The sequence below is a fragment of the Metapseudomonas resinovorans genome (genome assembly GCF_002003485.1).
Classification (GTDB): Bacteria; Pseudomonadota; Gammaproteobacteria; order Pseudomonadales; family Pseudomonadaceae; genus Metapseudomonas; species Metapseudomonas resinovorans_D.
On the sequence record NZ_BDMA01000076.1, the window covers coordinates 1 to 26,352 of the forward strand.

Sequence of the window (26,352 nt, forward strand, 5' to 3'; positions counted from 1 at the left end):
CGCCCTCGACCCGGCCCTGCCCTTCGGCGGCTACAAGCTCTCCGGCGTCGGCCGCGAAATGGGCGCGGCGGCCATCGAGCACTACACCGAGTTGAAGTCGGTGCTGATCAAACTCTGAGTGCCCGGACGACCGTCGTTCTGATGGGTTTCGTACCTCTACCCATCCTACGAATACGCGACCGTAGGATGGGTTGAGCTTGCGAAACCCATCACGCCCTTGCCCCACCTGTGGGAGCGAATTTATTCGCGAATGAATTCGCCCCCACAATCCACCTTCCGCGGCCCCACCCCGCCTCCGGGGGCGAACTAGACTGATAGAGGTCGGAATGACAGCAAACGCTGTCATTCGAACCGCAGTCGAAATGACATCACAGGCCGCATGTTGTTGATCTGAAAGGACTTCACTTCTGGCACGGAATGTGACAAGGACCCTTTGCCATACAACAGTCGAAGGGAACCATCATGAAAGTCCCCAGAATCACCCTGTGCCTTGCCCTGCTCGCTTCCTCCCCCGCCTTCGCCGCGGAGGTCCTCTCTGAAGTGCCTGACACCACTGCCGGCAAAGCTGGCGGCGGCATGACCGGACTGATGTTCGGTGCCATTGGCGGTCCGGTTGGTGCCGTCGCCGGTGCCGCGGTTGGCTACTTCGGTGGCGGCGCCGTCCAGCAAGCCTCCGGCCTCGCCGAGCCGGCCTACCTGGTGAAAATGGATGACGGTTCAGTGCAGCGCTTCCGTTCCCCCGGCCAGCACTTCAAGCCGGGTGATCAGGTCGAGGTGCGCGGCATCCGCATCCAAGCCGTGAACTGAAGGCTCGGCGCCCCTCTCCCGACAGGACAGGGGCGCCGGCGCAGGTCACTTGTTCAACGCCTCCTCCGCCGCGGCGATTTCCGCCTGGCGCTTGGCGATCATGTCGCCGATGGGCGGGCCCTGGAAGCGCCGCGCCTCGAAGGCGAACCAGATAATCCCGGTGAGGATCAGGAAGCCGATGGTGATGTACAGCGCCCAGTCGTTGGGCGGCTGGATACCGATGATGAAGATCAGCGCCATCGAGATCACCGAAAGGATCGCCACCAGCGAATACAACCCGCGCCCCAGGTTCCACGGCCCCATGCGCGGCCACTTGGGTGTGCCGAAGGTGAAGAGCCCGAGCACGATGGGAATCACGAACGAGAAGAACAGGAAGATCACCGTGCAGGACACGACGATGGTGTAGACCGGCGTTTCGCCGATGGACACCAGCGACGATCCCCAGACGAACAGCACCGCCAAGGTGGCGCCGGTCCAGATGGCCGCTACGGGGGTGCGGTGTTTCGGCGAGACGGAAGCCAGTGCCTTGGACGCCGGCAGGCCACCGTCACGGGCGAAGGCGAAGATCATCCGCGACACCGAAGTTACCGTCGCCAGGCCGCAGAGGATCTGCGAGATGAAGATGGCCAGGAAAAGCAGTTCCTTCACCGTCGAATTCACCTGGGTGTCCATGGCCCAGAAGAACACGTTCCAGCCTTGGGCAGCCGCCTCTTCCATGCTCGGCAGCATCAGCACGAAGGCGCTGAGCATCAGCCAGCCGAACAGCAGCGACCAGACCACCGACATCACCATTCCACGCGGCACCGAATGGGCCGCTTGCACGGTTTCTTCCGAGGTGTGGGCGGAAGCGTCGTAGCCGGTGATGGTGTAGATCGGCAGCAGCAGCCCGAGGAGGAAGATCCAGCTGTTGGACACTTCCGGCCAGACATTGCCACCGGCGGCACCGGAGAAGTTGCCGAAGGTCCACAACCGGGAGAACTCGTAGCTGGGTGCGGCGATCAGGCAGACGACGGTCAGGGCGATGGCCGTGGCGAAGATCAGGTAGCCCGAGAAGTCCGTCAGCTTGGCCGTCAATCCGATGCCGAAGTGATTACAGAGCGCCTGCCCGCCCGTGAGGATGGACAGGAAGATGATCCGCGTGGTGATGGTGTCTTCCATGCCCAGCATCGGGCCGAAGGCCCCGAAGAAGAAGTAATAGGTGCCCACGTTGATTGCACCCAGCACCGTCACCAGCCCCAGCAGGTTGAACCAGGCGGTGAGCCAGCCGGTGAATCGATTGCCGAGGATCGAACCCCAGTGGTACAGCCCGCCGGCCGTCGGATAGGCCGAGGCGATCTGCGCCATGGCCACGGCGAATACGCCGGAGATCATGCAGCCCAGCGGCCAGCCGATGCCGATGGAGGCACCACCGGCGCCCGATGTGCCCTGGGCCAGCGAATTGATGCCACCGGAAAGGATGCAAATGATGGAGAAGGAAATCGCGAAGTTGGAGAAGCCGCCCATCCGTCGCGACAGCTCCTGGGCATAGCCCATGCTGTGCAACAGCTTGACGTCATCGTCCTGATGCGTGGAGCCGTGTTGGCCTGCAGGATTCATCTTGGGTGCCCTTTGGTTTGGATTGGCAATGGATTGCTCCATGCGGCGGTTCGGGCACCTTCCCCGCCAGCAATGCGACAGCCTGTCGTACCGCTCCCATCCCCGTTACAAACCAGCCAGCCGGCGTGCCCGAACCCGCCGCTGACCGGACAGCGAATCTGTCAGTAGCGCTCGAATCCGCGCTGCAACTCCCAGTCGGTGATGCGCCGGTCGTATTCCTTCTGCTCCCACTCGGCGGTATGCACGTAGTGGTCGACCACCTCGTCACCGAAGGCCTTGCGCAGCATGGTCGAGCCCTTGAGGGCGGCCGTGGCCTCGCGCAGGGTCTTGTCGACTTCCGGCAGTTGGTCGTTCACGTAGGCATCGCCCTCGAAGGGGGCTGCCAATTCAAGTTGTTCGTCGATACCCGCCAGCCCCGCAGCGATCAGCGCGGCATAGGCGAGATAGGGGTTGAGGTCGGCACCGCCGATGCGGCACTCGATGCGCACCGACTTGCTGCCCTCGGCACAGAGACGGAAGCCAGCAGTGCGGTTGTCGCGGCTCCACACGGCACGGGTCGGGGCGAAGGTGCCGGCCTGGAAGCGCTTGTAGGAGTTGATGTAGGGCGCGAGGAAATAGGTGACCTCGCTGGCGTACTTGAGCTGGCCAGCCACCCAGCCGCGCATCAGCTTCGACATACCGAACTCGTCCTTGGGATCGTAGAACAGCGCCTTCTTGCCTTTCTTGTCCCAGAGCGAGCTGTGAATGTGGCAACTGGAACCGGCCAGGTCGTAGCGCCACTTGGACATGAAGGTGATCGACTTGCCCTGCTGGTGGGCGATCTCCTTGCAGGCGTGTTTGATGATGGCGTGGCGGTCGGCCATGGTCAGGGCGTCTGCATAGCGGACGTTGATCTCCTCCTGCCCCGGCCCCCACTCCCCCTTCGAGTTCTCCACCGGCACACCGCAGGCCTGCAGGTGCTTGCGGATGGCGCGCAGCACCGGTTCCTCGCGGGTGGTCTGAAGGATGCTGTAGTCCTCGATGTAGTTCGAAGCCGTCTTCGGATGGCTGTAATTGCGCCTGTGAATGGCGTCGTAGCTTTCGTCGAAGAGGTAGAACTCCAACTCCGACGCGAACATGCCCTGATACCCCCGCTCCGCCAGCCGGGCCACCTGTTTCCGGAGGATGGCACGCGGGCTGTGGGGCAGGTCTTCGCGGTGGTGATGATCCAGCACGTCGCAAAGCACCAGGGCCGTGCACTCCAGCCAGGGGACCCGGCGCAGGGTGCTCATGTCCGGCTTCAGGACGAAGTCGCCGTAGCCCTTGCTCCAGCTCGCCGCCGCGTAGCCGGGCACCGGCTCCATGTCGATGTCGTCGGCCAGCAGGTAATTGCAGCAGTGGGTTTCCTCATAGGCGCTGTCAACGAAGAACTCAGCCTGGAAGCGCTTGCCAACCAATCGTCCCTGCATGTCCACCATGCAGGCCAGCACCGTATCGATCTCGCCGCTGGCTACGGCTTTCTTGAGTTCGTCGAAGCTGAGGAGAGGTTCGCTCATGAGGCGGTCCTTTGGTCGGGGGACTGCCGAAAGCTTAGTTCAGGAATGGAAAGTGCAAGGTTTACCCGCACCAGGACGGTGCGAACGGCGAAGATTGGGGAATTTGCGGGGGTTTTCACCTTCCGGTGAATCGCTGTTTCTGTAGGGGCGAATTCATTCACCAAGCAGGCCGAAGGTCTGCCAATAGATCTCGAAGGGGGCAGCTGCGCCGCCCTTGGCGAATGAATTCGCCCCTACAAGATTGGTTCGTCCCATAGAAATGAAACCCACAAAAAAAACCGGCAGGCGTGAAGGCGCCTGCCGGAAATCGAGGGTTCGAATCAGTGGGAGATGCAGACCGACTTCAGCTCGGTGTACGCCTCGATCACTGCGCGGCCGAACTCGCGGCCCATGCCGGACTGCTTGACGCCGCCGAAGGGCATGTTCGGGTCCAGCAGCACGTGGGCGTTGACCCACACGGTGCCAGCCTCGATGCGCGGGACCAGGTTCATCGCCTTGGACAGGTCGTTGGTCCACAGGCTGGCGGCCAGGCCGTACACGCTGTCGTTGGCCAGTTCGATCATGGCGTCCTCATCGGTGAAGGGGATCACCGACAGCACCGGGCCGAAGACTTCTTCGCGAGACACAGTCATCTCGTGGTTCACGTCGGCCAGCACGGTGGGCTGGACGAAGAAGCCGTCGCCTTCCAGACGCTCGCCACCGGCCACCACGCGGGCGCCTTCCTGGCGGGCCAGGTCGATGTGCTTGAGCACGTTCAGCTGCTGCTTGCGCGATACCAGCGGGTTGATCGCCGCGTCCTGGTCCATGCCCGGACCGATGGACAGGCCCTTCACCGCAGCGGCCAGGCCCTCGACGAAGGCCTCGTAGATGGACTGGTGCACGTAGAAGCGCGAGGCCGCGGCGCACACCTGGCCGTTGTTCAGCAGGCCGCCGAGCAGCGCGCCCTGCACCGCCTTCTCCACGTCGGCGTCGGCCAGCAGGATCATCGGGTTCTTGCCACCCAGCTCCAGGGCGAAGCGGGTCATGTTCTCCATGCAGGCCACGCCGACGCTCTTGCCCACGGCGGTGGAGCCGGTGAAGGACACCTTGCTGATCAGCGGGTGCGACGCCAGGGCGTTGCCGACGGTGCTGCCGCCGCCGGTGACGACGTTGAACACGCCGGCCGGAATGCCCGCCTCGAAGGCCAGTTCGGCCAGGCGCAGGGCGGTCAGCGGGGTTTCGCTGGCGGGCTTGATGACCACGGTGCAGCCGGTGGCCAGCGCCGGCATGGCCTTCCAGGTGGTGATCATCAGCGGGAAGTTCCACGGCACGATGCCGGCAACCACACCCACCGGCTCACGACGAGCGAAGGCGGTGAAACGCGAGCCCGGCGGGATCGGGATGGACACGTCCATGGTCTGGCCTTCGATCTTGGTCGCCCAGCCGGCCATGTAGCGCATGAACTCGACAGTGGCGCCGACGTCCAGCATGCGCGACATGTTGATCGACTTGCCCTGGCTCAGGGTTTCCAGCTGGGCCAGTTCTTCCGCGTTCTCTTCCACCAGGGCGGCGAAACGCAGCAGGATACGCTCGCGGTCGGCCGGACGCAGGCCGGACCAGACGCGGGACTTGAACGCCTGGTGGGCGGACTGCACGGCGCGATCCAGGTACTCCAGCGGCGCGTCAGGCACGTGGGAGATGGCTTCGCCGGTGGCGGGGTTCAGCACCGGGGTGGTCGCGCCTTCCGGCAGCACCCATTGACCGTCGATGAAGCAGCCGTGGCGACGCTCCAGGAATGCCGCGACCTGCGGCAGGATTTCAACCTTGCTCATGCTCGATCCTCTTCATCCGTGGGCCGGGCGCCTGCCCGGCACCATCATTATTTCTGTGCGCCCAGGAAGCAGCCGACCGCGCGACGCCCATCGGCGTCGGCCATCCCGGCATAGGGCATGTAGGTGCCGGCGACGAAGGACTGGGGCTGGGCGATGAACTGCTCCAGGCTGTCCAGCTTCCACTCCACCGCTTTGGTCTTCATCGCCTGGGAGTAGCTGAAGCCGGCCAGGCTGCCGGATTTGCGTCCATAAACGCCGTGAAGGTTGGGCCCCATCATGGTCGGGCCGTCTTGCTTGGCCGAATGGCACACCGAGCAATCGCTGCCGAACAGTGTCTCGCCCTTCTGCACCAGCTCTGGCGCGCAGTCCGCCGCCAGCGCCGACTGGGCCATCAGCAGCGACAACACGCCGAACAGCAGCCCCTTGTTGTGTTTGTACATCTACTTCCTACCTCGATCATCACTAGCCCGCCCGCGCAGCCACGACGGCACGCGCGGAATCAGGGCCGATGTCCGGATTCTCTGCGCTAGAGGGGATCGAGGTTTTTTTGTCTGTGCCAGTCGTGTTGGCAGGGCTGCCAGACAAGCCGCATGGGGGAAGAAACCTGTAGGGGCGAATTCATTCGCCAAGCAGGACGCAGTCCTGCCCCAAGGCCCCAGGGGGCAGCTGCGCTGCCCATCGCGATTGAAATCGCCCCCACAAAAAGAAGACCAAGCCGGAACGCCGGGGGCTGGTAAACACCTGTGGGGGCGAATTCATTCGCCAAGCAGGACGCAGTCCTGCCCTAAGGACTCCCAGGGGGCAGCTGCGCTGCCCTTGGCGATTGAAATCGCCCCTACAGGGAGATCGCCCCTGAGCGGATCGCGATCAACCCTGGCTGTACTGCTTGCGGTACTCGCTGGGGGACACGCCGAAACGTGCCTTGAAGGCGGTGGAGAAGTAGCTGGAATCGGTGAAACCCCAGGCATAGCCAAGGGCGGATAGCTTCTGCTCGCCACTGGAGTGGCGCAGGCTTTCCGCGCAGAAGTCCAGGCGGCGGTTCTTGATGTATTGCGCCACCACCAGGCCCTTCTTGGCGAACATGCGGTAGAGGCCACGTACCGAAACCCCGACCTCGCGGGCGATGGTTTCCGGGCAGAGTTCCTCGGCGCAGATGTTCTCGTCGATGAAACGCACGGTCTTGCGGAACAAGCGTTCGTGGGCATCCTGCTCGACTTCGGTGGCGCTCAGGGCCGGGCGTAGCAGGCTGACCATCGCTTCCAGGGTGGCTTCGCTCTCGCACAGACTGAGGCTGTTCTGGTGCGTCGACTCGATGATCAGTCGGTTGGCCATCACCGCTACCGGCGAGCTGGCCGGGATGCGCTGGGCGCAGCGCACGCCGGTGAAGCGCAGGCCCTGCTCCACGATGTGGCGCGGCACAATCAGCGAAAGCTGGCGGGAATTCTCGTGATAAACGAAATCACTGGGCAGGGTGGAGTCGATCAGGGTGATGTCGCCAGGCGCCAGCTCGATGCTGTTTCCGCCCTGCTCCATGCCTGCGCGGCCGGCCAACTGGAAGGCCAGGTAGAAATGCTTGCCTTCGCTCTGCGCCACTTCCTTCGGGGTGCGGTACAGGCGCGCCTGGGCCACGTCCACGAAGCTCAGCTTGATGGCACCGGCCTTGTGCTCGCGGATCGAGCCGGAAAACTCCGAGCCGAGCAGCTTGGCGCCGAAACGTCCGCAGACCTGGTTGATACCCTGCAGCCACTCGTCGAAGCGGTCTGCCCTTACTGATTGTGCACTCATCATGGCTTTCTCAGCCTTACGCTAGGCGTTGTTCTTGTTATCCGGCAGTGCCGGGTTCACCTCGTCCGTGACTGCCGCCCAATGGGCGACTGCTTTACCTCAATCCACCGAATCGCTGATAGAAGTTCTCACCGGCGTCGGGCAACGGACCATCCGCGGTTTCCAGCGCCGCGTTCAGCCATTCCTCCGCCTTGGCGAAGATGAGTCGGTAGATATTGCGGCACAGCTGGCGTGCCGCGCGGCCTTCCCAATCGCCCGGAAGGAGTTCGTCGGGCAGTTGCGGGTCACGTAGCAGCAATTTGCGGTATTCGTGGATCAGCAAGGTTCGGGCCACAAAGCAGTCGGCCGGCTGCAGGTTTTCCTGCTCGCGCAGCGCTTGCCAGAGCGGGCGGAACAGCTGGATGAACTCGCTGTAGTGCGTGCCCAGCTCGTCGATGTTCCAGCTCTCGCGAACCTGCATGCGCAGGGCCTTGGAGGCCAGCACGTCCTGGGAGCGGGTCTCGAAAATGATGCTGTCTTCAACGGCATCCAGTTCCTGCAGGGTCGCGGTCAGGTCTACCCGGTCGCAGCGCGGATTGGCCAGCACAGTGGGCGAAATCGCACCAAAACCTTGCCATTCCAGCTCCTCGCGCACCTGTTTGCGCTTGTCCTGGGGCAATTGCGACAGCATCACCAGCGACCAGGCGCCATCCCAGGCCGGGACGCTGGAGCTGTAAACCCGTTTGAAGGCCTTCTCGAACCGCCGACGGCCGGTGCCGGTCAGGCTGTAGTAACTGCGCCGGCCAACCTTTTCGGCGCTCAGCCAGCCTTCCTTGGTCAGGCGGAAGATGGACGTGCGGATCAGCCGTTCGTTGATGCCCATGGGCTCCAGCAACTGGATCAGGCTACCCAGCCAGACAGTGCCGCCGTGCGGTTCGATGGCATCGCCGTAGAGGGTGATGATCAGCGAGCTGGCACGAATGGGCGTCTGCTGCTGGAAGCGGGTGACGAGTTGATCCAAGGGCACGAGCGAAGTCATGGGGATACTGGAAACGGAAAAGACGCCGAATATACCCGCAGGCTCATCGGCATGACCATCGGGGAACGTCCCCGGTGTGCGAAGACCGCCCTCATTGCGACGAAGTACCTTTCGGACGCACCCCACGATCGGCTATACGCGGTCGGTCGGCCTCCACCTCGGCGAGGGGCTCGCAGACTTCCAGGCTGGCCAGGCAACGCTGGGCCAGTTGCTGGTATTCGCGGGTACCAGCCTGTTTCCAGGCTACTTCCTCATCGCTCAGGCTGCGCTTGACCTGCGCCGGGGCGCCCATCACCAGGGACTGCGCCTCGCAGCTGAAGCCGGCCTTGACGAAGGCGGTGGCGGATACGAAGGAGCGCGCACCGATCCGCGCGCCGTCCATCACCACCGCATTCATTCCCACCAGGGCGTCTTCACCGATGCGGCAACCGTGCAGCACGGCGCCGTGGCCGATGTGGCCATTGCGCTCGACCACGGTGTCGCTTTCGGGAAAGCCGTGCATCACGCAGGTGTCCTGGATGTTGGCACCCTCCTCCAGGATGATCCGGCCGAAATCGCCCCGCAGGCTGGCCAGGGGGCCGACGTAACAGCCCGGCCCGATGATCACGTCACCGATCAGCACGGCGCTGGGATGCACATAGGCGGCGGGATGCACCACCGGGGTCAATCCGTCGAGGCTGTAGCAGGTCATCGCAGGGCTCCTTCTTCTTATAGGCTCACGCCGCGCCGTGGCGGCGGCTCTGCACGGTGACGAAGCGACGAGCGACGAAGGCACCGTCGGTGATCGAGGCATTCGCCGCCGGGTTGCCGCCACTGGCATGGAAGTCGCTGAAGGCCGCGGACTGGTTGACGAATACGCCGCCGTCGAAGTTGACCGACAGGGCCACGGCGACGTCCTGGGACAGTTGCTCGGCCTGGTCCAGAACCGCCTCGTCAGTGGAGTACACGCCCAGGGTCAGGGCGCCCTTCTCGGCGATCACCTCACCGGCCAGGCGCAGGCTGTGCGCGGTGTCGTCGGTGGCAATGACGAAGGCGATGGGGCCGAAACGTTCTTCGGAATAGGCATCGCGGTCGGCGGCATCCACCTTCAGCAGCAGGGGCGTATGGACGCGCGCGCCGGGGAACTGCGGATGCTCGCGGGCCTCGCTGTCCAGCAACACCTCGCCCAGTTGGCGGCAAGCCTGGATGCGTTGGGCGGTGGCCTCGGACTGGATGGCGCCGATTACCGCACAGGCACGCTCGTTGTCGGCGAGGAAGCTGCGCACGGCACCGGCCAGTGCCTGGCCGACTTCGTCGAAGCTCAATTGTTCGTCACCGTTACGGATCCCACCGCGAGGCACATAGATGGCCTGGGTCGTGGTGCACATCTGTCCCGAATAGAGGCTCAGGGAGAAGGCCAGATTACGCGCCACGGCCTTGATGTCGCGCACGCTGTCGATGATCACGCTGTTGATGCCGGCCTTCTCGGTGAAGACCTGGGCCTGACGGGCGTTGTCTTCCAGCCAGTTGCCGAAGGTGCTGGAGCCGGTGAAATCCACCAGCTTGACGCGCGGGTCCAGGGCCAGGCGGTGGCTTACGGGCGCTTCCGGGCTGTCCACCACGAGGCTCACCAGGGCCGGATCGAAGCCCAGCTCAGCCAGGACGTCCTGGGCAACCTTGACGCTCATGGCCACCGGCAGGATGGAGCCGGGGTGCGCCTTGACCAGGACCGGGTTGCCGGTCGCGAGGCTAGCGAACAGGCCGGGATAGGTGTTCCAGGTGGGGAATGTCGAGCAGGCGATCACCAGCGACAGGCCACGCGGGACGATGTGCCAGCGCTTCTCCAGTACCAACGGGTCTTGCTTGCCCTGGGGCTTGGTCCAGCACGCCGCTTCCGGCACCTCGGCCATGGCGCGCCAGGCATAGGCCAGCACTTCCAGGCCACGGTCCTGCGCGTGGGGGCCGCCGGCCTGGAAGGCCATCATGTAGGCCTGGCCACTGGTGTGCATCACGGCATGGGCCAGCGTCGGGCTGAGGGCGTTCAGGCGCTGGAGGATTTCCAGGCACGCACCGACCCGCGCTTTCGGGCCGGCATCTCGCCAGGCCGGCAGCGCAGCCTGCTGGCGCGAAAGCAGCGCGTCGGCGTCGTACTGGTCATAGCTCACATTCAGATCGAAGCCATAGGGCGAACGCTCGGCACCAGCGCGACCGACAGATTGCGGCCCCGCCAGGACGAAGTGCTGGCCCAGCAGCGCCTCGAAGGCAGCCTGGGCACCTTTTACCGATTCTTCCGGGTACTGCTTGAGGCTTTCCGGGAAGGGCGACCAGTAGCCACGCTCGCTGATGGCCTGGACGGCGCGTTCGAGGGTACCGCGATGGTGCTCGAACAGCTCGAGGGCGGCGGCGCGGGCGGTGGTCGACATGGAAGAACTCCTCAACAGGCAGATGAAACCACAAGGTGGCGCAAAGCGATTCGCTTGATGGTGAATTTTGTATCACATCATTCTGCAACATTAAAGCTTCAGCACCTGTATCAGATGACGACCGGTCATCGGAACGTCTTTCGCACCCTAAAATAACGATAAACCCCCACAAATACGGCACTCACATTCACTGAACAGCGCCTGGCAATCTGTCCTTTGGTAGTAAAGACAGACTATATGAGACACATAAATCATATCTGTAATTCTTGTTTTGTATCGCTTTGTGGTTATACTCCGGCCAAAGTCGCCCCGCCCTCAGCGCGGCAGACACAGGAACGGACTCCACCCCGAACCCACTAATAAGAGCGGCTCGCAAAGGCCGCGCGTGCACCTGAGGAAGAGTCGACATGCCTCGTACCCTTGCTGTCCTGCCGCCCGAGCAGGGTGTCCGTCTGATCACCCTGCAGCGTCCGGAAGCGCTCAACGCGCTCAACACCGAGCTGCTGGGTGAACTGGCCGCCGAACTGGACGCCGCCGAGCAGGACGCCGAGACCCGCGTCGTGGTCATCACCGGCAGCCGCAAGGCCTTCGCCGCCGGCGCCGATATCAAGGAAATGGCCGAGCGCGACCTCGTAGGCATCCTCAATGACCCGCGCCTGGCCCACTGGCAGCGCATCACCCGCTTCAGCAAGCCGCTGATCGCCGCCATCAATGGCTTCTGCCTGGGCGGCGGCTGCGAACTGGCCATGCACGCCGACATCCTCATCGCTGGCGAAGACGCCCGCTTCGGCCAGCCGGAAATCAACCTCGGGATCATGCCCGGTGCCGGTGGCACCCAGCGCCTGCTGCGCGCGGTCGGTAAATCCCTGGCCATGCAAATGGTGCTCACTGGCGAGGCCATCGACGCCCGCCACGCCCAGCGCGCCGGCCTGGTCAGCGAAGTGACCCAACCCGAGTTCACCGTCGAGCGCGCCATCGCCATCGGCCGTGTCATCGCCCAGAAGGCGCCACTGGCCGTGCGCCTGGCCAAGGAAGCGCTGCTCAAGGCCGAAGACACCGACCTGGCCAGCGGCCTGCGCTTCGAGCGCCACGCTTTCACGCTGCTGGCCGGCACCCGCGACCGCGAAGAAGGCATCCGCGCCTTCCAGGAAAAGCGCCGCCCCGAATTCACCGGCCAGTAAGCCCTGGCCGTCTGCCCCTTCGAACTCCATAGAGCACCAGAGCCATGAACTTCGAGCACATCCTGTTTTCCATCGAGGCTGGCGTCGCCACCCTCTGCCTCAACCGCCCGGAGCAGCTGAACAGCTTCAACGCCAAGATGCATGGCGAAGTCCGCGAAGCCCTCAAGCAGGTGCGCCAGAACCCTGAAGTCCGCGTTCTGCTGCTGACCGGTGAAGGCCGTGGTTTCTGCGCCGGCCAGGACCTGGGCGATCGCAATGTCGCTCCCGGCGCTGCTGCGCCGGACCTGGGCGAGTCCATCGAGAAGTTCTACAACCCGCTGATCCGCGCCCTGCGCGACCTGCCGCTGCCGGTCATCTGCGCGGTCAATGGCGTGGCCGCCGGTGCTGGTGCCAACATTCCACTGGCCTGCGACCTGGTCCTGGCCGGGCGTTCCGCCAGCTTCATCCAGGCCTTCTGCAAGATCGGCCTGATTCCGGATTCCGGCGGTACCTGGACCCTCCCCCGCCTGGTCGGCATGGCGCGCGCCAAGGCCCTGACCCTGCTGGGCGATCGCCTGACCGCCGAACAGGCCGAGCAGTGGGGCCTGATCTACCGCGTGGTGGACGACGCCGCCCTGCGTGAAGAAGCACTGAAGCTCGCCCGCCACCTGGCCACCCAGCCCACCTACGGCCTGGCCCTGATCAAGCGCAGCCTCAATGCCAGCCTGAACAACAGCTTCGACGAGCAGTTGGACGTCGAACGCGACCTGCAACGCCTTGCCGGCCGCAGTGAGGACTATCGCGAAGGCGTCAGCGCCTTCATGGAAAAGCGCACCCCGGCCTTCAAAGGACGCTGAGACCATGCCTGCCCTTCACACTTCCGCCCCTGTTGCCGTGATCGGCGCCGGCGCCATGGGTGCCGGTATCGCCCAGGTCGCCGCCCAGGCTGGCCATCCGGTCAAGCTCTACGACAACCGCCCCGGCGCCTCCGCCCAGGCCATCGACGGCATCGACCGTCAGCTCGGCCGCCTGGTGGAGAAGAACAAACTCACCGCCGAGGCCCGCGCCGCGATCGTCGCCCGCCTGCAACCAGTCGAGGCCATTGAGGCCCTGGCCGATTCCAGCCTGGTGATCGAAGCCATCGTCGAGAACCTGGAGGTCAAGCGCGGCCTGCTGCGCCAGCTGGAAGAACTGTGCAGCGCCGACTGCATCCTCGCCAGCAACACCTCGTCCCTGTCCATCACCAGCCTGGCTGCGGGCCTGAAGCATCCGGGCCGGGTCATCGGCATGCACTTCTTCAACCCGGCACCGCTGATGGCGCTGGTGGAAATCGTCTCGGGCCTCGCCAGCGACCGCGACCTCGCCGCCGGCCTGTACGAAACCGCCAAGGCCTGGGGAAAGCAGCCGGTGCATACCCGCTCCACGCCGGGCTTCATCGTCAACCGCGTGGCGCGCCCCTTCTATGCCGAAAGCCTGCGCCTGCTGCAGGAAAGTGCCGCCGATTGCGCCACCCTCGACGCGCTGATGCGTGACGCGGGCGGCTTCCGCATGGGTGCCTTCGAACTGACTGACCTGATCGGCCATGACGTGAACTACGCCGTCACCTGCTCGGTATTCGATGCCTACTACGGCGACTTCCGCTTCCAGCCCTCGCTGATCCAGAAGGAGCTGGTGGACGCCGGCCGCCTGGGCCGCAAGAGCGGTCACGGTTTTTACAGCTACGCCGAAGGCGCCGAGCGCCCGCAAGCAGCCGAGCTGACCAGCGACGCCAGCGTGGAATCCTGCCTGGTGGAAGGCAGCCTGGGTGTTGCCGAGCCCCTGGTACAGCGCCTGGCGGATGCCGGCGTGAACGTGGTCCGTCGTGACGGCAGCGGTGTGCTGCGGGTCGGCGACGCCGTGATCGCCCTGTCCGATGGCCGTCTGGCCAGCCAACGTTCCCGCGAGGACGGCATCGCCAACCTGGTGCTGATCGACCTCGCCCTCGACTACGCCAAGGCCAGCCGCCTCGGCATCGCCTGCGCCGCCAGCACCTCGGAACAGGCTCGTGACCAGGCGGTGGCACTGCTGCAACGCACCGGCCTCAAGGTCAGCCAACTCAGTGACATCCCCGGCCTCGCCGTGCTGCGCACCGTGGCCATGCTCGCCAACGAAGGTGCCGATGCCGTGCTGCAAGGCGTGGGCTCGGCCGGCGACATCGATCTGGCCATGCGTGCTGGCGTGAACTATCCGCAAGGCCCGCTGGCCTGGGCCGACGCCATCGGCCTGCCGGTGGTACTGCGCACCCTGGAAAACCTCCAGGCGGCTTACGGCGAAGCGCGCTACCGCCCTTCCCTGCTGCTGCGTCGCCAGGTGGCCGAAGGGAGGAATTTCCGTGACTAACCACGAAGCCCTTTCCCTCGCAGAAGCCTGCGCCAGCGAGCTGTTCGAGCGCGACAACGCCAGCCAGGCCATGGGCATGCGCCTGCTCTCCGTGGCACCCGGCCAGGCCCGCGTCGGCATGAGCGTGCGCGAAGACATGGTCCAGGGCCACGGCACCTGCCACGGCGGTTACCTGTTCGCCCTGGCCGACTCGGCGTTCGCCTTCGCCTGCAACACCTACAACGAGGCCACCGTCGCCATCGGTTGCAGCATCGACTACGTGGCCCCGGCACGCCTCGGCGACACCCTCACGGCCCAGGCCATCGAGCAAAGCCGCAGCGGCCGCACCGGCAACTACGACGTACGCATCGAAAACCAGAACGGGCAACTGATCGCCCTCTTCCACGGCAAGTCCTACAAAGTGCGCGGCTCGGTACTCGCGCAGGAGACCCCTGATGAATGACGCCCTGATTATCGACGCCGTGCGTACGCCCATCGGCCGCTACGCCGGTGCCCTGTCCGCGGTGCGCGCCGACGACCTCGGCGCCGTGCCCATGCGCGCCCTGATGCAGCGCCACCCTGAACTGGACTGGAGCGCCATCGACGACGTGATCTACGGCTGCGCCAACCAGGCCGGCGAAGACAACCGCAACGTCGCACGCATGTCCGCCCTGCTCGCCGGCCTGCCGGTGACCGTGCCCGGCACCACCCTGAACCGCCTCTGCGGCTCCGGCCTGGACGCCATCGGCAACGCCGCCCGTGCCCTGCGCTGTGGCGAAGCCGGCCTGATGATCGCCGGTGGCGTGGAATCCATGTCCCGCGCCCCCTTCGTGATGGGCAAGGCCGACAGCGCCTTCTCTCGCCAGGCGGAAATCTTCGACACCACCATCGGCTGGCGCTTCGTCAACCCGCTGATGAAGGGCCAGTTCGGCATCGACTCCATGCCGGAAACCGCCGAGAACGTGGCCGAGCAGTTCAATATCTCCCGCGAAGACCAGGACGCCTTCGCCCTGCGCAGCCAGCAGCGCGCCGCCGCCGCCCAGGCCAATGGCCGACTGGCGAAGGAAATTGTCCCGGTGGAAATTCCCCAGCGCAAAGGCCCGGCGAAAATCGTCGAGCAGGATGAGCATCCGCGCGGTGACACCACCCTGGAACAGCTGGCCAAGCTGGGCACGCCGTTCCGCCAGGGCGGCAGCGTCACCGCCGGCAACGCCTCGGGCGTGAACGACGGCGCCTGCGCCCTGCTGCTGGCCAGCAGCGCCGCGGCCAAGGCCCATGGCCTCAAGGCCCGCGCCCGCGTGGTGGGCATGGCTACCGCCGGCGTTGAGCCGCGCATCATGGGCATCGGCCCGGTACCGGCGACCCGCAAGGTGCTGGAACTGACCGGCCTGTCGCTGGCCGATATGGACGTCATCGAACTCAACGAAGCCTTCGCCGCCCAGGGCCTCGCCGTGCTGCGCGAATTGGGTCTTTCCGACACCGATCCGCGCGTGAACCCCAACGGCGGCGCCATCGCCCTTGGCCACCCGCTGGGCATGAGCGGTGCACGCCTGGTGACCACCGCGCTGCACGAACTGGAAGAACGCCAGGGTCGCTACGCCCTCTGCACCATGTGCATCGGCGTGGGTCAGGGCATCGCCCTGATCATTGAAAGGCTCTGAAACGCAAGAACCAGGATTTGAAAAACGGGTGAGGAGTATCCTCCTCATCAGCACTCAGAAGCCTGCGGCTTCCGTACAAAAATAATTTGAGTGAACTATGAACATGATTGCCAACACCGCCTTGCTTGACCCGATGGAGACTGCCAGCGTCGACCAGCTGCGCCAGCACCAACTGGAGCGCCTGCGCTGGAGCCTCAAGCACGCCTACGAGAACGTCCCGCTGTACCGCCAGCGCTTCGACGAAAAAGGCGTGCACCCGGATGACTTGAAATCCCTGGAAGACCTGGCGAAGTTCCCCTTCACCGGCAAGAACGACCTGCGCGACAACTACCCCTACGGCATGTTCGCGGTGCCGCAGAGCGAGATCGTGCGTATCCACGCCTCCAGCGGCACCACCGGCAAGCCCACCGTGGTCGGCTACACCCAGAACGACATCGACACCTGGGCCAACGTGGTGGCGCGCTCGATCCGCGCCGCCGGCGGCCGCAAGGGCGACAAGGTGCACATCTCCTATGGCTACGGCCTGTTCACCGGCGGCCTGGGCGCCCACTACGGCGCCGAGCGCCTGGGTTGCACCGTGATCCCGATGTCCGGCGGCCAGACCGAGAAGCAAGTCCAGCTGATCCGCGACTTCCAGCCGGACATCATCATGGTCACCCCGTCCTACATGCTGAACCTGGCCGACGAGATCGAGCGCCAGGGCATCGACCCGCACGAGCTGGCCCTGCGCCTCGGCATCTTCGGCGCCGAGCCCTGGACCGCCGAATTGCGCCGCGCCATCGAAGAGCGCATGGGCATCACCGCCCTCGACATCTACGGCCTGTCGGAAATCATGGGCCCGGGCGTAGCCATGGAATGCGCGGAAACCAAAGACGGCCCGACCATCTGGGAAGACCACTTCTACCCCGAGATCATCGATCCGGTGACCGGCGAAGTGCTGCCGGACGGCCAGATGGGTGAGCTGGTGTTCACTTCGCTGTCGAAAGAAGCGTTGCCGATGATCCGCTACCGCACCCGCGACCTGACCCGCCTGCTGCCGGGCACCGCACGCCCGATGCGACGCATGGACAAGATCACCGGCCGCAGCGACGACATGCTGATCATCCGTGGCGTGAACGTGTTCCCGACGCAGATCGAAGAGCAGGTGCTGAAGGTCAAGCAACTGTCCGAGAACTACGAGATCCACCTGTTCCGCAACGGCAACCTGGACAGCATCGAGGTACACGTCGAGCTCAAGCATGAGCATGACAACCTCGGCGAGTCGCAACAGCAGGCGCTGTGCAACGAGCTCTCCAAGTACATCAAGACCTACATCGGCATCAGCTCGCGCATCGTCCTGCGCCCCAGCTACTCGCTGAAACGCTCCGAAGGCAAGGCCTGCCACGTGTACGACAATCGCGGCAAGTAAGCCTTTAAAATCAGAAAGCCCCGCTTAGGCGGGGCTTTTTCTTGGCCGCAGTAATCAACCCTCTGTCACACGGCACCACCGCGCCCACCCTGATCGGACTGCGCGATTTTGCCTCTCGGCGCAGTGACCGCTGGTCGGCGCAAACACCATCCACGTGGCGAGTCTGTCGAACCGACGCTATCCAGATCGACTTATTAGGGAGTCGGGCGCGTAATCCCTGCGCGTTCGGGATATGACAGGCAATGCCCTTTCACACCATCCAGAAAGGAGAATGGATATGAGCTACGTAGATGGATTCCTGGTACCGGTACCTACCGCCAGCCGTGAGGCCTACCGCAAGCTGGCCGAGATGGCCGCCGGCGTCTTCAAGGAGTACGGCGCCCTGAGTGTCGTCGAGTGCTGGGGCGATGACGTGCCCGAGGGCAAGGTGACGTCCTTCCCCATGGCAGTGAAGTTGAAGGAAGGCGAAACCGTGGTCTTCTCATGGATCACCTGGCCGTCCAAGCAAGCCAGGGATGAAGGTATGAAGAAAACCATGGAAGACCCGCGCATGAAACCCGACCCGAGCACCATGCCTTTCGATGGTCAGCGGATGGTCTTTGGTGGGTTTGAGGTGTTGGTGGAGGGTTGATTGTTTGCTGGACTGGGGCTCTGTGGGGGCGGACTGAAGGTTCGCCACTAGGGCTCGCCGGGGGCAGCTGCGCCGCCCTTGGCGAATGAATTCGCCCCTACAAGGACAAGCAATCCGATCCCAGGTACAAACCCTGTGGGGGCGATTTCAATCGCTAAGCGGACCGAAGGTTCGCCATCGGGATCGCAGGGGGCAGCTGCGCCGCCCTTGGCGAATGAATTCGCCCCCACAAGGAGAAGCAATCCGATCCCTGGCACAAACCCTGTAGGGGCGATTTCAATCGCCAAGCGGACCGAAGGTTCGCCATCGGGATCGCAGGGGGGCAGCTGCGCCGCCCTTGGCGAATGAATTCGCCCCCACAAGGAGAAGCAATCCGATCCCAGACACAAACCCTGTAGGGGCGATTTCAATCGCCAAGCGGACCGAAGGTTCGCCATTCGGACTTCAGGGGCAGCTTCATTGCCCATAGCGAATGAATTCGCCCCACAAGGAGAAGCAATCCGATCCCAGGCACAAACCCTGTAGGGGCGATTTCAATCGCCAAGCGGACCGAAGGTTCGCCATCGGACTTCAGGGGGCAGCTGCGCCGCCCTTGGCGAATGAATTCGCCCCTACAAAAGCGCCGGCGCTGAGCTCGATCTGTGGGAGCGATTTCAATCGCGATGCAGGTCGAAGACCTGCCTTATGGCTTCGGGGACAGCTTCGCTGTCCTTTCGCGAATGAATTCGCTCCCACAAGGAGCACAAGATCCAAGCCGGGCACAAACCCTGTGGGGGCGATTTCAATCGCTAAGCGGACCGAAGGTTCGCCATTCGAACTTTGAAGGGGCGGCTTCGCCCCAACAGTCAGCACGTGAGATGCAGGATTGCATTGGTATACCCCAGGCTTTCCTGCAACTGCTCGATGGCCTCCGCCGTCGGTACCACGATCAGTTCGATGCCCCGGCGCTCCGCTTCACGCCTGACTTCAGGCATCACCGGCAATGCCCCGGTGCCAGTACCGATCACCAGGCGCCGGCAATCCCAGGGAATATCTTCCTCGATCGACAACGGGGTGTGGCCATAGGCATCGCGAAACTTCTTCGACGGCTTCTTCCGGCGCTTGCTGACCTGGCCACGGGCGATCACCACATCATGGGGATAGGTGACTCCATCGATGGTAATGGAGCCAAAGGAAAAGGCTTCGAAGTGCATACCCACCTCCACCTGCGCCACACAGCCAGGAATAGCGCGATAGCGTCCCCGGAACAGGGGCTCGCTCCATCCAGTATGGCGCCCTCATTCGCAATGCCGGTACGTCGCCCTGCGTCGGGGGGGGGGCGCCCATCGAAAACTATAATGGGTAGTACGGGGGCAAGTTCCGGGGGAATTGAGTGTGGAGGGTTCGCCATGCGCATCCTCAAACTTCTGGTTCTGCTCCTCGCCTGCTTCGGCGGGAGCCAGGCAACTGCCGGGGCACCCTGGCCCAGCAACGACACCAGCGGCGCCATGATGCTGGCCGGTGGACGCGGCGGCAGCCACTTTGGAGGCTTCCACCACCGCAGCAGCCACATGGGCGTCAGGCATCACCACCACGGATTCAGGCATCACCACCACAATTTCAACCGGTTCCACAGCAGTCACGGCTTTGGCAAGACGAATTCGCGGTTCTTTATCGTCGATCCGCGCTTTGACCACCGCTTTGATCACCGCATCCGGACTCGCGGGGTAGTGATCCGCTTCAATGACCCGAACTCCGTGATGTTCACGAGTCCTGGCTTCGGTCAGTGACTCGGCTCCAGGCCACCTCGCAGTAACCTGTCCTGCGAGAGAGAGGCGGCTGCGTCCAGGCCCCAGCCCGCCGAAGAAATGGGCCTCCTTCCACTACCCCGACAAACAGAACACCAAAATAGCAACACTCATAAATCTGCGTATCGCTTTACAGCTTTAGCCTGAATCGATCCCCCTCTCCCACCACCGCACCCCGCCGAAAACCCCGCAACATGGCCTTCCCACGCATTTCTCCTGACATCCACAATCACCACGAAACCCCCTCCCCCAGCCTATCTCTTATGCGCGGATGCCCCGCAACCGATCGTCAATCCGATACAAAAACTCTATTCGATACACGTTTTAGTGTTTGATATTTGATTTCGTATCATTTAAAAATAGCGCCATGGCCAAGCCACCCCACGAACCCTGCATGGCTGGAGAACGGCATGTACGCACAATTGGTTGAGACCGGCGTGAAGCGCGTGAAAGCGCTGGAGGAGATGTCCTCCGAAGAACGCGCCTTCCAGGAGAAGATCGACGCGGAGATCAAGATCGAAGCGAAGAACTGGATGCCGGACGCTTACCGGCAGACTCTGATCCGCCAGATTTCCCAGCACGCTCACTCCGAGATCGTCGGCATGCTGCCGGAAGGCAACTGGGTGACTCGCGCCCCGACCCTGAAACGCAAGCTGCAACTGATGGCCAAGATCCAGGACGAAGCCGGCCACGGCCTCTACCTGTATAGCGCCATGGAAACCCTGGGCGCCGACCGCGACGCAGAGGTCGCCAAGCTGCACAGCGGCAAGGCCAAGTACTCGAGCATCTTCAACTACCCGACCCTGAGCTGGGCCGACATGGGCGCCGTGGGCTGGCTGGTGGATGGCGCCGCCATCGTCAACCAGGTTGTGCTGCAGCGGACCTCCTACGGCCCCTACTCCCGCGCCATGATCCGCATCTGCAAGGAAGAATCCTTCCACCAGCGCCAGGGCTACGAAATCCTGCTGCACATGATGCGTCACGGCACCCAGGCCCAGAAGGACATGGTCCAGGACGCCATCAACCGCCTCTGGTGGCCGTCGCTAATGATGTTCGGCCCGAGCGACGCCGACTCCCCCAACAGTGCCCAGTCCATGGCCTGGAAGATCAAGCGCCAGAGCAACGACGAACTGCGCCAGCGCTTCATCGACCAGACCGTACCGCAACTGGAACTGCTCGGCTGCACCGCCCCGGATCCGGACCTGAAGTGGAACGAAGAACGCGGCCACTACGACTTCGGCGACATCCAGTGGGAAGAGTTCTACGAAGTGCTCAAGGGCAACGGCCCGTGCAATGTCGAGCGCGTCGCCACCCGCCGCAAGGCCATCGAAGACGGCGCCTGGGTCCGCGAAGCCGCTGTCGCCCATGCCCGCAAACAACAACAGAAACGCGACGCCGCCTGAGCCGTCTCGAGGAGATAAGAATCATGTCCGAGTGGACCCTTTTTGAAGTCTTCGTGCGCAGCAAGCACGGCCTGAACCACAAACACGTCGGCAGCGTGCATGCCGCCGATGCGCGCATGGCCATCGAGAACGCCCGCGAGCTGTACACCCGCCGCAACGAAGGCGTGAGCCTGTGGGTGGTGCCGTCCGCGCTGATTACCGCTTCCTCGCCGGACGAGAAAGAGCCGCTGTTCGACCCGTCCCAGGACAAGGTCTACCGCCACGCCAGCTTCTACGAGCTGCCGGCCGAAGTCGGCCACATGTGAGGCCGCTGCCATGACTCAACGCGAAGACCTCATCCAATACCTGCTGCGCCTCGGCGACAGCGCCCTGATCCAGGGCCAGCGCCTGTGCGAATGGTGCGGCCACGCCCCGGCACTGGAAGAAGAGCTGGCGCTGATGAACGTCGGCCTCGACCTGGTGGGCCAGGCCCGCAACTGGCTGGACTACGCCGCCGAACTGCTGGAAGACGGCCGTGACGCCGATCATCTGGCCTTCCGCCGCGACGAGCGCGCCTACCGCAACCTGCTGCTGGTGGAACAGCCCAACGGCGACTACGCCGTGACTATCACCAAGCAATTCTTCTTCGACGCCTGGCACTTCCAGGTCCTGCATGGCCTCTCGCAGTCGAACGACGAGCGCGTTGCCGGCATCGCCGCCAAGGCCCTGAAGGAAGTCACCTATCACCTGCGTCGCTCCAGCGAGTGGGTCGAGCGCCTGGGCGACGGCACCGAGGAAAGCCACAAGCGCATGCTGGCGGCGATTAATGAAGTCTGGCGCTTCACCGTCGAACTGGTGAACAGCGACGACGTGGAACAGCACCTGTTCGAGGCGGGCGTTGCGCCGAATCCGGCGGAAGTCGCCGCAGCCTGGAAGTCCAAGGTTGCCGACATCTTCGCCAGCGCGACCCTGCCGATGCCGGAGCCGGCGAGCTACTTCTACCTGTCCGGCCGCAAAGGCCTGCACACCGAGCACCTCGGTCTGCTGCTGGCCGAAATGCAATTCCTCCAGCGGGCCCACCCCGATGCGTCCTGGTGAGCTGATTACCAGCGACCGTGGCGCCAGGCCCGGCGCGCCGGATGATCTGGCGCGCGCGTGGTCGGTGCTGGGCGAGGTGATGGACCCGGAAGTGCCGGTGGTCAGCGTGGTCGACCTCGGCATCGTCCGTGGCCTCGACTGGCAGGACGGCCACCTGCATGTGGTGGTCACCCCGACCTACTCCGGCTGCCCGGCAACCGAGGTGATCGAGCACGACATCGAGCAGGCCCTGGAAGGTGCTGGCTTCGCCGCGCCGAAACTGGAGCGCCGCCTGACACCGGCCTGGACCACCGACTGGATCAGCACCGACGGTCGCGAGCGCCTGCGCGCCTACGGCATCGCCCCGCCGGCCGGCAGCACCAGCAAGCGCAGCCTGATGGGCGACGCCGGCGATGTGTGCTGCCCGCAGTGCGGCAGCGCCCAAACAGAACTGCTAAGCCAGTTTGGCTCCACCGCGTGCAAAGCCTTGTACCGCTGCCGCGACTGCCTAGAGCCTTTCGACTATTTCAAGTGCATCTAGGAGGACGAACACAAACTACTGCGCTCGGCCATGCGTCGTTGGAAACAGCCTCGGAATGCTCATTTACAGACGTAAACTCCGCTTCCTCGGCTGCTTCCGCCTAGCCTGACCTTCGCTCGCGACGTTTGTATTCGCCCTCCGCGCGGCAATGCCGCAGGAGAAGAACAATGAGCAAGTTCCACAGCCTGAAGATCAAAGAAGTGCGCCCGGAAACCCGCGATGCGGTATCCATCGCCTTCGACATTCCCGCCGACCTGACCGAGGCGTTCCGCTTCACTCAGGGCCAGCACCTGGTGATGCGCACCCAGATGGACGGCGAGGAGGTCCGCCGTTCCTACTCCATCTGCACCGGCGTCAATGACGGCGAGCTGCGGGTGGCGATCAAGCGCGTGGCCGGCGGCCGTTTCTCCGCCTTTGCCAATGAAAGCCTGAAAGCCGGCCAGAGCCTGGAAGTGATGCCGCCCTCCGGCCACTTCTTCGTCGAACTGGATGCTGCGCGTCACGGCAACTACCTGGCAGTGGCAGCCGGCAGTGGCATCACGCCGATCCTGTCGATCATCAAGACCACCCTGGAAAGCGAGCCGAACAGCCACTTCACCCTGATCTACGGCAACCGCTCCAGCGCTTCGGCACTGTTCCGCGAGCAGCTGGAAGACCTGAAGAACAGCTACCTGCAGCGCCTCAACCTGATCTTCGTGTTCAGCCGCGAGCAACAGGACGTGGACCTCTACAACGGCCGGATCGACGCCGACAAATGTGGCCAGCTGTTCTCCCGCTGGATCGACGTCAAGGCCCTGGACGCCGCCTTCATCTGCGGCCCGCAGGCCATGACCGAGACGGTACGCGACCAGCTCAAGGCCAACGGCATGGCCGCTGAACGCATCCACTTCGAACTGTTCGCCGCCGCCGGCAGCAGCGCCAAGCGTGAAGCCCGCGAAGCCGCCCGCGCCACTGACAGCGCCACCAGCCAGGTCACCGTGATCGCTGATGGCCGCGAAATGACCTTCGAACTGCCGCGCAACAGCGCCAGCGTGCTCGACGCCGGCAACGCCCAGGGTATGGAACTGCCCTACTCCTGCAAGGCCGGCGTGTGCTCGACCTGCAAGTGCAAGGTGGTCGAAGGTGAGGTGGAGATGGACAGCAACTTCGCCCTGGAGGACTACGAAGTGGCCGCCGGCTACGTGCTGTCCTGCCAGACCTTCCCGATCAGCGAAAAAGTCGTTCTGGACTTCGACCAACTCTAAGCGACACCCGTAGGAGCGAGCTCTGCTCGCGAAGCTCTTCGCGAGCAGAGCTCGCTCCTACGAAAGATCCGAAACGCAGTGCCAGCAGTACCCCGTTCGACACAAGCAGCCTTGCCGTCGGCCGTTGAACGGGCGCCTCGACAATCACAAAAAGAGAGAGCAACCATGACCCCGCAAGACCTCGATCGCATCCGGGAGAACCCGGATTTCATCCAGCTGGTCCGCCGCAAACAGCGCCTGACCTGGTCGCTGACCGCCGCCATGCTGGTGATCTACTACGGCTTCGTGCTGCTGGTGGCCTTCGCACCCGGCGTGCTCGGCCAGTCCCTCAACGGCGGCGTCACCAGCGTGGGCATGCTGGTGGGCGTGGTCATCATCGTTGTCTCCTTCGCGCTCACCGGCATCTACGTGAAGCGCACCAACAGCGTCCTCGATCCGCTGAATGACAAGCTCAAGCAGGAGTGCGGCCAATGAAAGCGCTCGCCTCCCTGCTGCTTGCCGCCGGCCTCGTGGCCTCCCAGGGCGCCTTCGCGGCCGATGCCGCGAGCCGTCCGCTGAACTGGAACGCCATCTACATGTTCCTGGCGTTCGTGCTCTTCACCCTCGGCATCACTCGCTGGGCCGCGCTGCGCACCCGTTCGGCCGCGGATTTCTACACCGCTGGCGGCGGCCTTACTGGCTTCCAGAATGGCCTGGCCATCGCCGGTGACATGATCAGCGCGGCGTCCTTCCTCGGCATTTCCGCGATGATGTTCATGAACGGCTACGACGGCCTGCTGTACGCCCTGGGCGTGCTCGCCGGCTGGCCGATCATCCTGTTCCTGATCGCCGAGCGCCTGCGCAACCTCGGCAAGTACACCTTCGCCGACGTGGTGTCCTACCGCCTGCAGCAGAGCCCGATCCGCATCACCGCGGCCTTCGGCACCCTGACCGTTGCGCTGATGTACCTGGTGGCGCAGATGGTCGGCGCCGGCAAGCTGATCGAGCTGCTGTTCGGCCTCTCCTACACCCAGGCCGTGATGCTGGTGGGCGTGCTGATGGTCTGCTACGTGACCTTCGGCGGCATGCTGGCCACTACCTGGGTGCAGATCATCAAGGCGGTGCTGCTGCTTTCCGGCACCACCTTCATGGCCTTCATGGTGCTCAAGCATTTCGGCTTCAGCACCGAAGCCATGTTCTCCGCTGCCGCCTCGGTACACGCCAAGGGCGCGGCCATCATGGCGCCGGGCGGCCTGCTGTCGAACCCCATCGACGCGATCTCCCTCGGCCTCGGCATGATGTTCGGCACCGCCGGCCTGCCGCACATCCTGATGCGCTTCTTCACCGTGAGCGACGCCAGGGAAGCGCGCAAATCGGTGTTCTACGCCACCGGCTTCATCGGCTACTTCTACCTGCTGCTGATCGTGGTCGGCTTCGGCTCCATCGTCATGGTCGGCACCAATCCTGAGTTCCGCGACGCGGCCGGCGCCATCATCGGCGGCGGCAACATGGTTGCGGTGCACCTGTCCCACGCCGTCGGCGGCAGCCTGTTCCTCGGCTTCATCTCCGCCGTGGGCTTCGCCACCATCCTGGCGGTGGTGGCCGGCCTGGCCCTGTCCGGCGCCTCGGCGGTTTCCCACGACCTGTATGCCTGCGTGATCCGCAAGGGCAAGGCCAGCGAGCGTGAAGAGATGCGCGTTTCGCGAATTGCCACCCTCTGCATCGGCGTAATGGCGGTGATCCTCGGGCTGCTGTTCGAGTCGCAGAACATCGCCTTCCTCTCCGGCCTGGTTCTGGCCATCGCTGCCTCGGTCAACTTCCCGGTGCTGTTCCTTTCCATGTTCTGGAAAGGCCTGACCACCCGTGGCGCGGTTGCCGGCAGCGTAGCCGGCCTGCTGTCCGCCATCGTCCTGTTGGTGTTGAGCCCGGCTGTCTGGGTCAACGTGCTGCATCACGACAAGGCGCTGTTCCCGTATTCCAACCCGGCGCTGTTCTCCATGGGCCTGGCGTTCTTCAGTGCCTGGTTGCTTTCGGTGACCGATGCCTCCGAGCGTGCCAAGGAAGAACGCGGCCGTTACCTGGCCCAGTTCATCCGCTCCATGACCGGTATCGGCGCAGCCGCTGCCAGCCGCCACTGAGCCCAGAACGACCGGACGATGGATACAAGAAC

Annotated in this window: 26 protein-coding genes; 17 read left to right on the forward strand and 9 right to left on the reverse strand. The window is 64.1% G+C overall.

Going from position 1 to position 26,352, the window contains the following annotated elements:
- On the forward strand, nt 1-118 hold a 118-nt coding region (locus MnOB_RS28665), incomplete at its 5' end, for an aldehyde dehydrogenase family protein (RefSeq protein ID WP_158713845.1).
- Between the two features lie 344 nt (nt 119-462).
- A complete protein-coding gene (locus MnOB_RS21380) occupies nt 463-807 on the forward strand; it encodes a hypothetical protein (RefSeq protein ID WP_077526234.1) in 345 nt (114 codons plus the stop codon).
- Nucleotides 808-852: 45 nt separating this feature from the next.
- Here the strand turns inward: MnOB_RS21380 and MnOB_RS21385 are convergent, their stop codons facing one another.
- The 8 genes from MnOB_RS21385 to paaN all read right to left on the reverse strand — a co-directional run bounded on the left by MnOB_RS21385 (nt 853) and on the right by paaN (nt 10,954).
- Nucleotides 853-2,403: an amino acid permease gene (locus MnOB_RS21385; protein ID WP_077526235.1), complete on the reverse strand. Its 1,551-nt coding sequence runs from the start codon at nt 2,401-2,403 to the stop codon at nt 853-855.
- Between the two features lie 161 nt (nt 2,404-2,564).
- The gene (locus MnOB_RS21390; protein ID WP_077526236.1) at nt 2,565-3,938 is read right to left on the reverse strand and encodes a glutamine synthetase family protein; all 1,374 of its coding nucleotides are present in this window, start codon (nt 3,936-3,938) and stop codon (nt 2,565-2,567) included.
- 320 nt (nt 3,939-4,258) lie between these two features.
- Nucleotides 4,259-5,749 carry an aldehyde dehydrogenase family protein gene (locus tag MnOB_RS21395; protein ID WP_077526237.1) on the reverse strand — a complete coding sequence of 497 codons (1,491 nt, stop codon included), beginning with the start codon at nt 5,747-5,749 and terminating at the stop codon, nt 4,259-4,261.
- A gap of 47 nt (nt 5,750-5,796) precedes the next feature.
- Nucleotides 5,797-6,189 carry a c-type cytochrome gene (locus MnOB_RS21400; RefSeq protein WP_077526238.1) on the reverse strand — a complete coding sequence of 131 codons (393 nt, stop codon included), beginning with the start codon at nt 6,187-6,189 and terminating at the stop codon, nt 5,797-5,799.
- Between the two features lie 427 nt (nt 6,190-6,616).
- On the reverse strand, nt 6,617-7,537 hold the full coding sequence (gene feaR / locus MnOB_RS21405) for a transcriptional regulator FeaR (protein WP_077526239.1): 921 nt from the start codon (nt 7,535-7,537) through the stop codon (nt 6,617-6,619).
- A gap of 91 nt (nt 7,538-7,628) precedes the next feature.
- The gene (gene paaX, locus MnOB_RS21410; protein ID WP_077526240.1) at nt 7,629-8,552 is read right to left on the reverse strand and encodes a phenylacetic acid degradation operon negative regulatory protein PaaX; all 924 of its coding nucleotides are present in this window, start codon (nt 8,550-8,552) and stop codon (nt 7,629-7,631) included.
- 91 nt (nt 8,553-8,643) lie between these two features.
- Nucleotides 8,644-9,243 carry a phenylacetic acid degradation protein PaaY gene (paaY, locus tag MnOB_RS21415; protein WP_077526241.1) on the reverse strand — a complete coding sequence of 200 codons (600 nt, stop codon included), beginning with the start codon at nt 9,241-9,243 and terminating at the stop codon, nt 8,644-8,646.
- A 25-nt stretch (nt 9,244-9,268) separates the two neighbouring features.
- Nucleotides 9,269-10,954 carry a phenylacetic acid degradation protein PaaN gene (gene paaN / locus MnOB_RS21420; protein ID WP_077526242.1) on the reverse strand — a complete coding sequence of 562 codons (1,686 nt, stop codon included), beginning with the start codon at nt 10,952-10,954 and terminating at the stop codon, nt 9,269-9,271.
- A 407-nt stretch (nt 10,955-11,361) separates the two neighbouring features.
- Here paaN and paaF point away from each other — a divergent pair, with 407 nt between their 5' ends.
- The 7 genes from paaF (at nt 11,362) to MnOB_RS21455 (ending at nt 18,172) form a co-directional block, all read left to right on the forward strand.
- On the forward strand, nt 11,362-12,135 hold the full coding sequence (gene paaF / locus MnOB_RS21425; RefSeq protein WP_077526243.1) for a 2,3-dehydroadipyl-CoA hydratase PaaF: 774 nt from the start codon (nt 11,362-11,364) through the stop codon (nt 12,133-12,135).
- 44 nt (nt 12,136-12,179) lie between these two features.
- The gene (paaG, locus tag MnOB_RS21430) at nt 12,180-12,971 is read left to right on the forward strand and encodes a 2-(1,2-epoxy-1,2-dihydrophenyl)acetyl-CoA isomerase PaaG (protein WP_077526244.1); all 792 of its coding nucleotides are present in this window, start codon (nt 12,180-12,182) and stop codon (nt 12,969-12,971) included.
- A 4-nt stretch (nt 12,972-12,975) separates the two neighbouring features.
- Nucleotides 12,976-14,493 carry a 3-hydroxyacyl-CoA dehydrogenase PaaH gene (paaH, locus tag MnOB_RS21435; protein WP_077526245.1) on the forward strand — a complete coding sequence of 506 codons (1,518 nt, stop codon included), beginning with the start codon at nt 12,976-12,978 and terminating at the stop codon, nt 14,491-14,493.
- Complete coding sequence (gene paaI / locus MnOB_RS21440; RefSeq protein ID WP_077526246.1) at nt 14,486-14,935, forward strand: hydroxyphenylacetyl-CoA thioesterase PaaI; 450 nt, start codon at nt 14,486-14,488, stop codon at nt 14,933-14,935. Before paaH ends, paaI begins: the two co-directional genes overlap by 8 nt.
- Nucleotides 14,928-16,133 carry a 3-oxoadipyl-CoA thiolase gene (pcaF, locus tag MnOB_RS21445; protein WP_077526247.1) on the forward strand — a complete coding sequence of 402 codons (1,206 nt, stop codon included), beginning with the start codon at nt 14,928-14,930 and terminating at the stop codon, nt 16,131-16,133. The genes paaI and pcaF overlap by 8 nt, the downstream gene beginning before the upstream one ends.
- Before the next feature lie 97 nt (nt 16,134-16,230).
- On the forward strand, nt 16,231-17,541 hold the full coding sequence (paaK, locus tag MnOB_RS21450) for a phenylacetate--CoA ligase PaaK (protein ID WP_077526248.1): 1,311 nt from the start codon (nt 16,231-16,233) through the stop codon (nt 17,539-17,541).
- A gap of 277 nt (nt 17,542-17,818) precedes the next feature.
- Nucleotides 17,819-18,172: a DUF1428 domain-containing protein gene (locus MnOB_RS21455; RefSeq protein WP_077526249.1), complete on the forward strand. Its 354-nt coding sequence runs from the start codon at nt 17,819-17,821 to the stop codon at nt 18,170-18,172.
- Nucleotides 18,173-19,017: 845 nt separating this feature from the next.
- On the opposite strand, the gene MnOB_RS21460 is transcribed toward MnOB_RS21455, so the two are convergent.
- Nucleotides 19,018-19,365, reverse strand: a complete 348-nt coding sequence (locus MnOB_RS21460) for an MTH938/NDUFAF3 family protein (RefSeq protein ID WP_077526250.1) — start codon at nt 19,363-19,365, stop codon at nt 19,018-19,020.
- 195 nt (nt 19,366-19,560) lie between these two features.
- Between MnOB_RS21460 and MnOB_RS21465 the strand changes: the two genes are divergently transcribed.
- The 8 genes from MnOB_RS21465 (at nt 19,561) to MnOB_RS21500 (ending at nt 26,320) form a co-directional block, all read left to right on the forward strand.
- Nucleotides 19,561-19,941, forward strand: coding sequence for a hypothetical protein (locus MnOB_RS21465; protein ID WP_077526251.1), 381 nt, complete (start codon nt 19,561-19,563; stop codon nt 19,939-19,941).
- 428 nt (nt 19,942-20,369) lie between these two features.
- On the forward strand, nt 20,370-21,362 hold the full coding sequence (gene paaA / locus MnOB_RS21470) for a 1,2-phenylacetyl-CoA epoxidase subunit PaaA (RefSeq protein WP_077526252.1): 993 nt from the start codon (nt 20,370-20,372) through the stop codon (nt 21,360-21,362).
- 23 nt (nt 21,363-21,385) lie between these two features.
- Nucleotides 21,386-21,667 carry a 1,2-phenylacetyl-CoA epoxidase subunit PaaB gene (paaB, locus tag MnOB_RS21475; protein ID WP_016493150.1) on the forward strand — a complete coding sequence of 94 codons (282 nt, stop codon included), beginning with the start codon at nt 21,386-21,388 and terminating at the stop codon, nt 21,665-21,667.
- Nucleotides 21,668-21,677: 10 nt separating this feature from the next.
- Complete coding sequence (gene paaC, locus MnOB_RS21480) at nt 21,678-22,439, forward strand: 1,2-phenylacetyl-CoA epoxidase subunit PaaC (protein WP_077526253.1); 762 nt, start codon at nt 21,678-21,680, stop codon at nt 22,437-22,439.
- Nucleotides 22,426-22,959, forward strand: a complete 534-nt coding sequence (paaD, locus tag MnOB_RS21485; RefSeq protein ID WP_077526254.1) for a 1,2-phenylacetyl-CoA epoxidase subunit PaaD — start codon at nt 22,426-22,428, stop codon at nt 22,957-22,959. Before paaC ends, paaD begins: the two co-directional genes overlap by 14 nt.
- A gap of 167 nt (nt 22,960-23,126) precedes the next feature.
- The gene (gene paaE / locus MnOB_RS21490) at nt 23,127-24,203 is read left to right on the forward strand and encodes a 1,2-phenylacetyl-CoA epoxidase subunit PaaE (protein WP_077526255.1); all 1,077 of its coding nucleotides are present in this window, start codon (nt 23,127-23,129) and stop codon (nt 24,201-24,203) included.
- A 165-nt stretch (nt 24,204-24,368) separates the two neighbouring features.
- Complete coding sequence (locus MnOB_RS21495; protein ID WP_077526256.1) at nt 24,369-24,677, forward strand: DUF485 domain-containing protein; 309 nt, start codon at nt 24,369-24,371, stop codon at nt 24,675-24,677.
- Nucleotides 24,674-26,320, forward strand: coding sequence for a cation acetate symporter (locus tag MnOB_RS21500; protein WP_077526257.1), 1,647 nt, complete (start codon nt 24,674-24,676; stop codon nt 26,318-26,320). Before MnOB_RS21495 ends, MnOB_RS21500 begins: the two co-directional genes overlap by 4 nt.
- Nucleotides 26,321-26,352: the final 32 nt, after the last annotated feature.

Bases quoted from the DNA above. Each gene is read 5' to 3' on its own strand.
- MnOB_RS21380 (WP_077526234.1), top strand. From the start codon at position 463: ATGAAAGTCCCCAGAATCACCCTGTGCCTTGCCCTGCTCGCTTCCTCC.
- MnOB_RS21385 (WP_077526235.1), bottom strand. From the start codon at position 2,403: ATGAATCCTGCAGGCCAACACGGCTCCACGCATCAGGACGATGACGTC.
- MnOB_RS21390 (WP_077526236.1), bottom strand. From the start codon at position 3,938: ATGAGCGAACCTCTCCTCAGCTTCGACGAACTCAAGAAAGCCGTAGCC.
- MnOB_RS21395 (WP_077526237.1), bottom strand. From the start codon at position 5,749: ATGAGCAAGGTTGAAATCCTGCCGCAGGTCGCGGCATTCCTGGAGCGT.
- MnOB_RS21400 (WP_077526238.1), bottom strand. From the start codon at position 6,189: ATGTACAAACACAACAAGGGGCTGCTGTTCGGCGTGTTGTCGCTGCTG.
- feaR (WP_077526239.1), bottom strand. From the start codon at position 7,537: ATGATGAGTGCACAATCAGTAAGGGCAGACCGCTTCGACGAGTGGCTG.
- paaX (WP_077526240.1), bottom strand. From the start codon at position 8,552: ATGACTTCGCTCGTGCCCTTGGATCAACTCGTCACCCGCTTCCAGCAG.
- paaY (WP_077526241.1), bottom strand. From the start codon at position 9,243: ATGACCTGCTACAGCCTCGACGGATTGACCCCGGTGGTGCATCCCGCC.
- paaN (WP_077526242.1), bottom strand. From the start codon at position 10,954: ATGTCGACCACCGCCCGCGCCGCCGCCCTCGAGCTGTTCGAGCACCAT.
- paaF (WP_077526243.1), top strand. From the start codon at position 11,362: ATGCCTCGTACCCTTGCTGTCCTGCCGCCCGAGCAGGGTGTCCGTCTG.
- paaG (WP_077526244.1), top strand. From the start codon at position 12,180: ATGAACTTCGAGCACATCCTGTTTTCCATCGAGGCTGGCGTCGCCACC.
- paaH (WP_077526245.1), top strand. From the start codon at position 12,976: ATGCCTGCCCTTCACACTTCCGCCCCTGTTGCCGTGATCGGCGCCGGC.
- pcaF (WP_077526247.1), top strand. From the start codon at position 14,928: ATGAATGACGCCCTGATTATCGACGCCGTGCGTACGCCCATCGGCCGC.
- paaK (WP_077526248.1), top strand. From the start codon at position 16,231: ATGAACATGATTGCCAACACCGCCTTGCTTGACCCGATGGAGACTGCC.
- MnOB_RS21455 (WP_077526249.1), top strand. From the start codon at position 17,819: ATGAGCTACGTAGATGGATTCCTGGTACCGGTACCTACCGCCAGCCGT.
- MnOB_RS21460 (WP_077526250.1), bottom strand. From the start codon at position 19,365: ATGCACTTCGAAGCCTTTTCCTTTGGCTCCATTACCATCGATGGAGTC.
- MnOB_RS21465 (WP_077526251.1), top strand. From the start codon at position 19,561: ATGCGCATCCTCAAACTTCTGGTTCTGCTCCTCGCCTGCTTCGGCGGG.
- paaA (WP_077526252.1), top strand. From the start codon at position 20,370: ATGTACGCACAATTGGTTGAGACCGGCGTGAAGCGCGTGAAAGCGCTG.
- paaB (WP_016493150.1), top strand. From the start codon at position 21,386: ATGTCCGAGTGGACCCTTTTTGAAGTCTTCGTGCGCAGCAAGCACGGC.
- paaC (WP_077526253.1), top strand. From the start codon at position 21,678: ATGACTCAACGCGAAGACCTCATCCAATACCTGCTGCGCCTCGGCGAC.
- paaD (WP_077526254.1), top strand. From the start codon at position 22,426: ATGCGTCCTGGTGAGCTGATTACCAGCGACCGTGGCGCCAGGCCCGGC.
- paaE (WP_077526255.1), top strand. From the start codon at position 23,127: ATGAGCAAGTTCCACAGCCTGAAGATCAAAGAAGTGCGCCCGGAAACC.
- MnOB_RS21495 (WP_077526256.1), top strand. From the start codon at position 24,369: ATGACCCCGCAAGACCTCGATCGCATCCGGGAGAACCCGGATTTCATC.
- MnOB_RS21500 (WP_077526257.1), top strand. From the start codon at position 24,674: ATGAAAGCGCTCGCCTCCCTGCTGCTTGCCGCCGGCCTCGTGGCCTCC.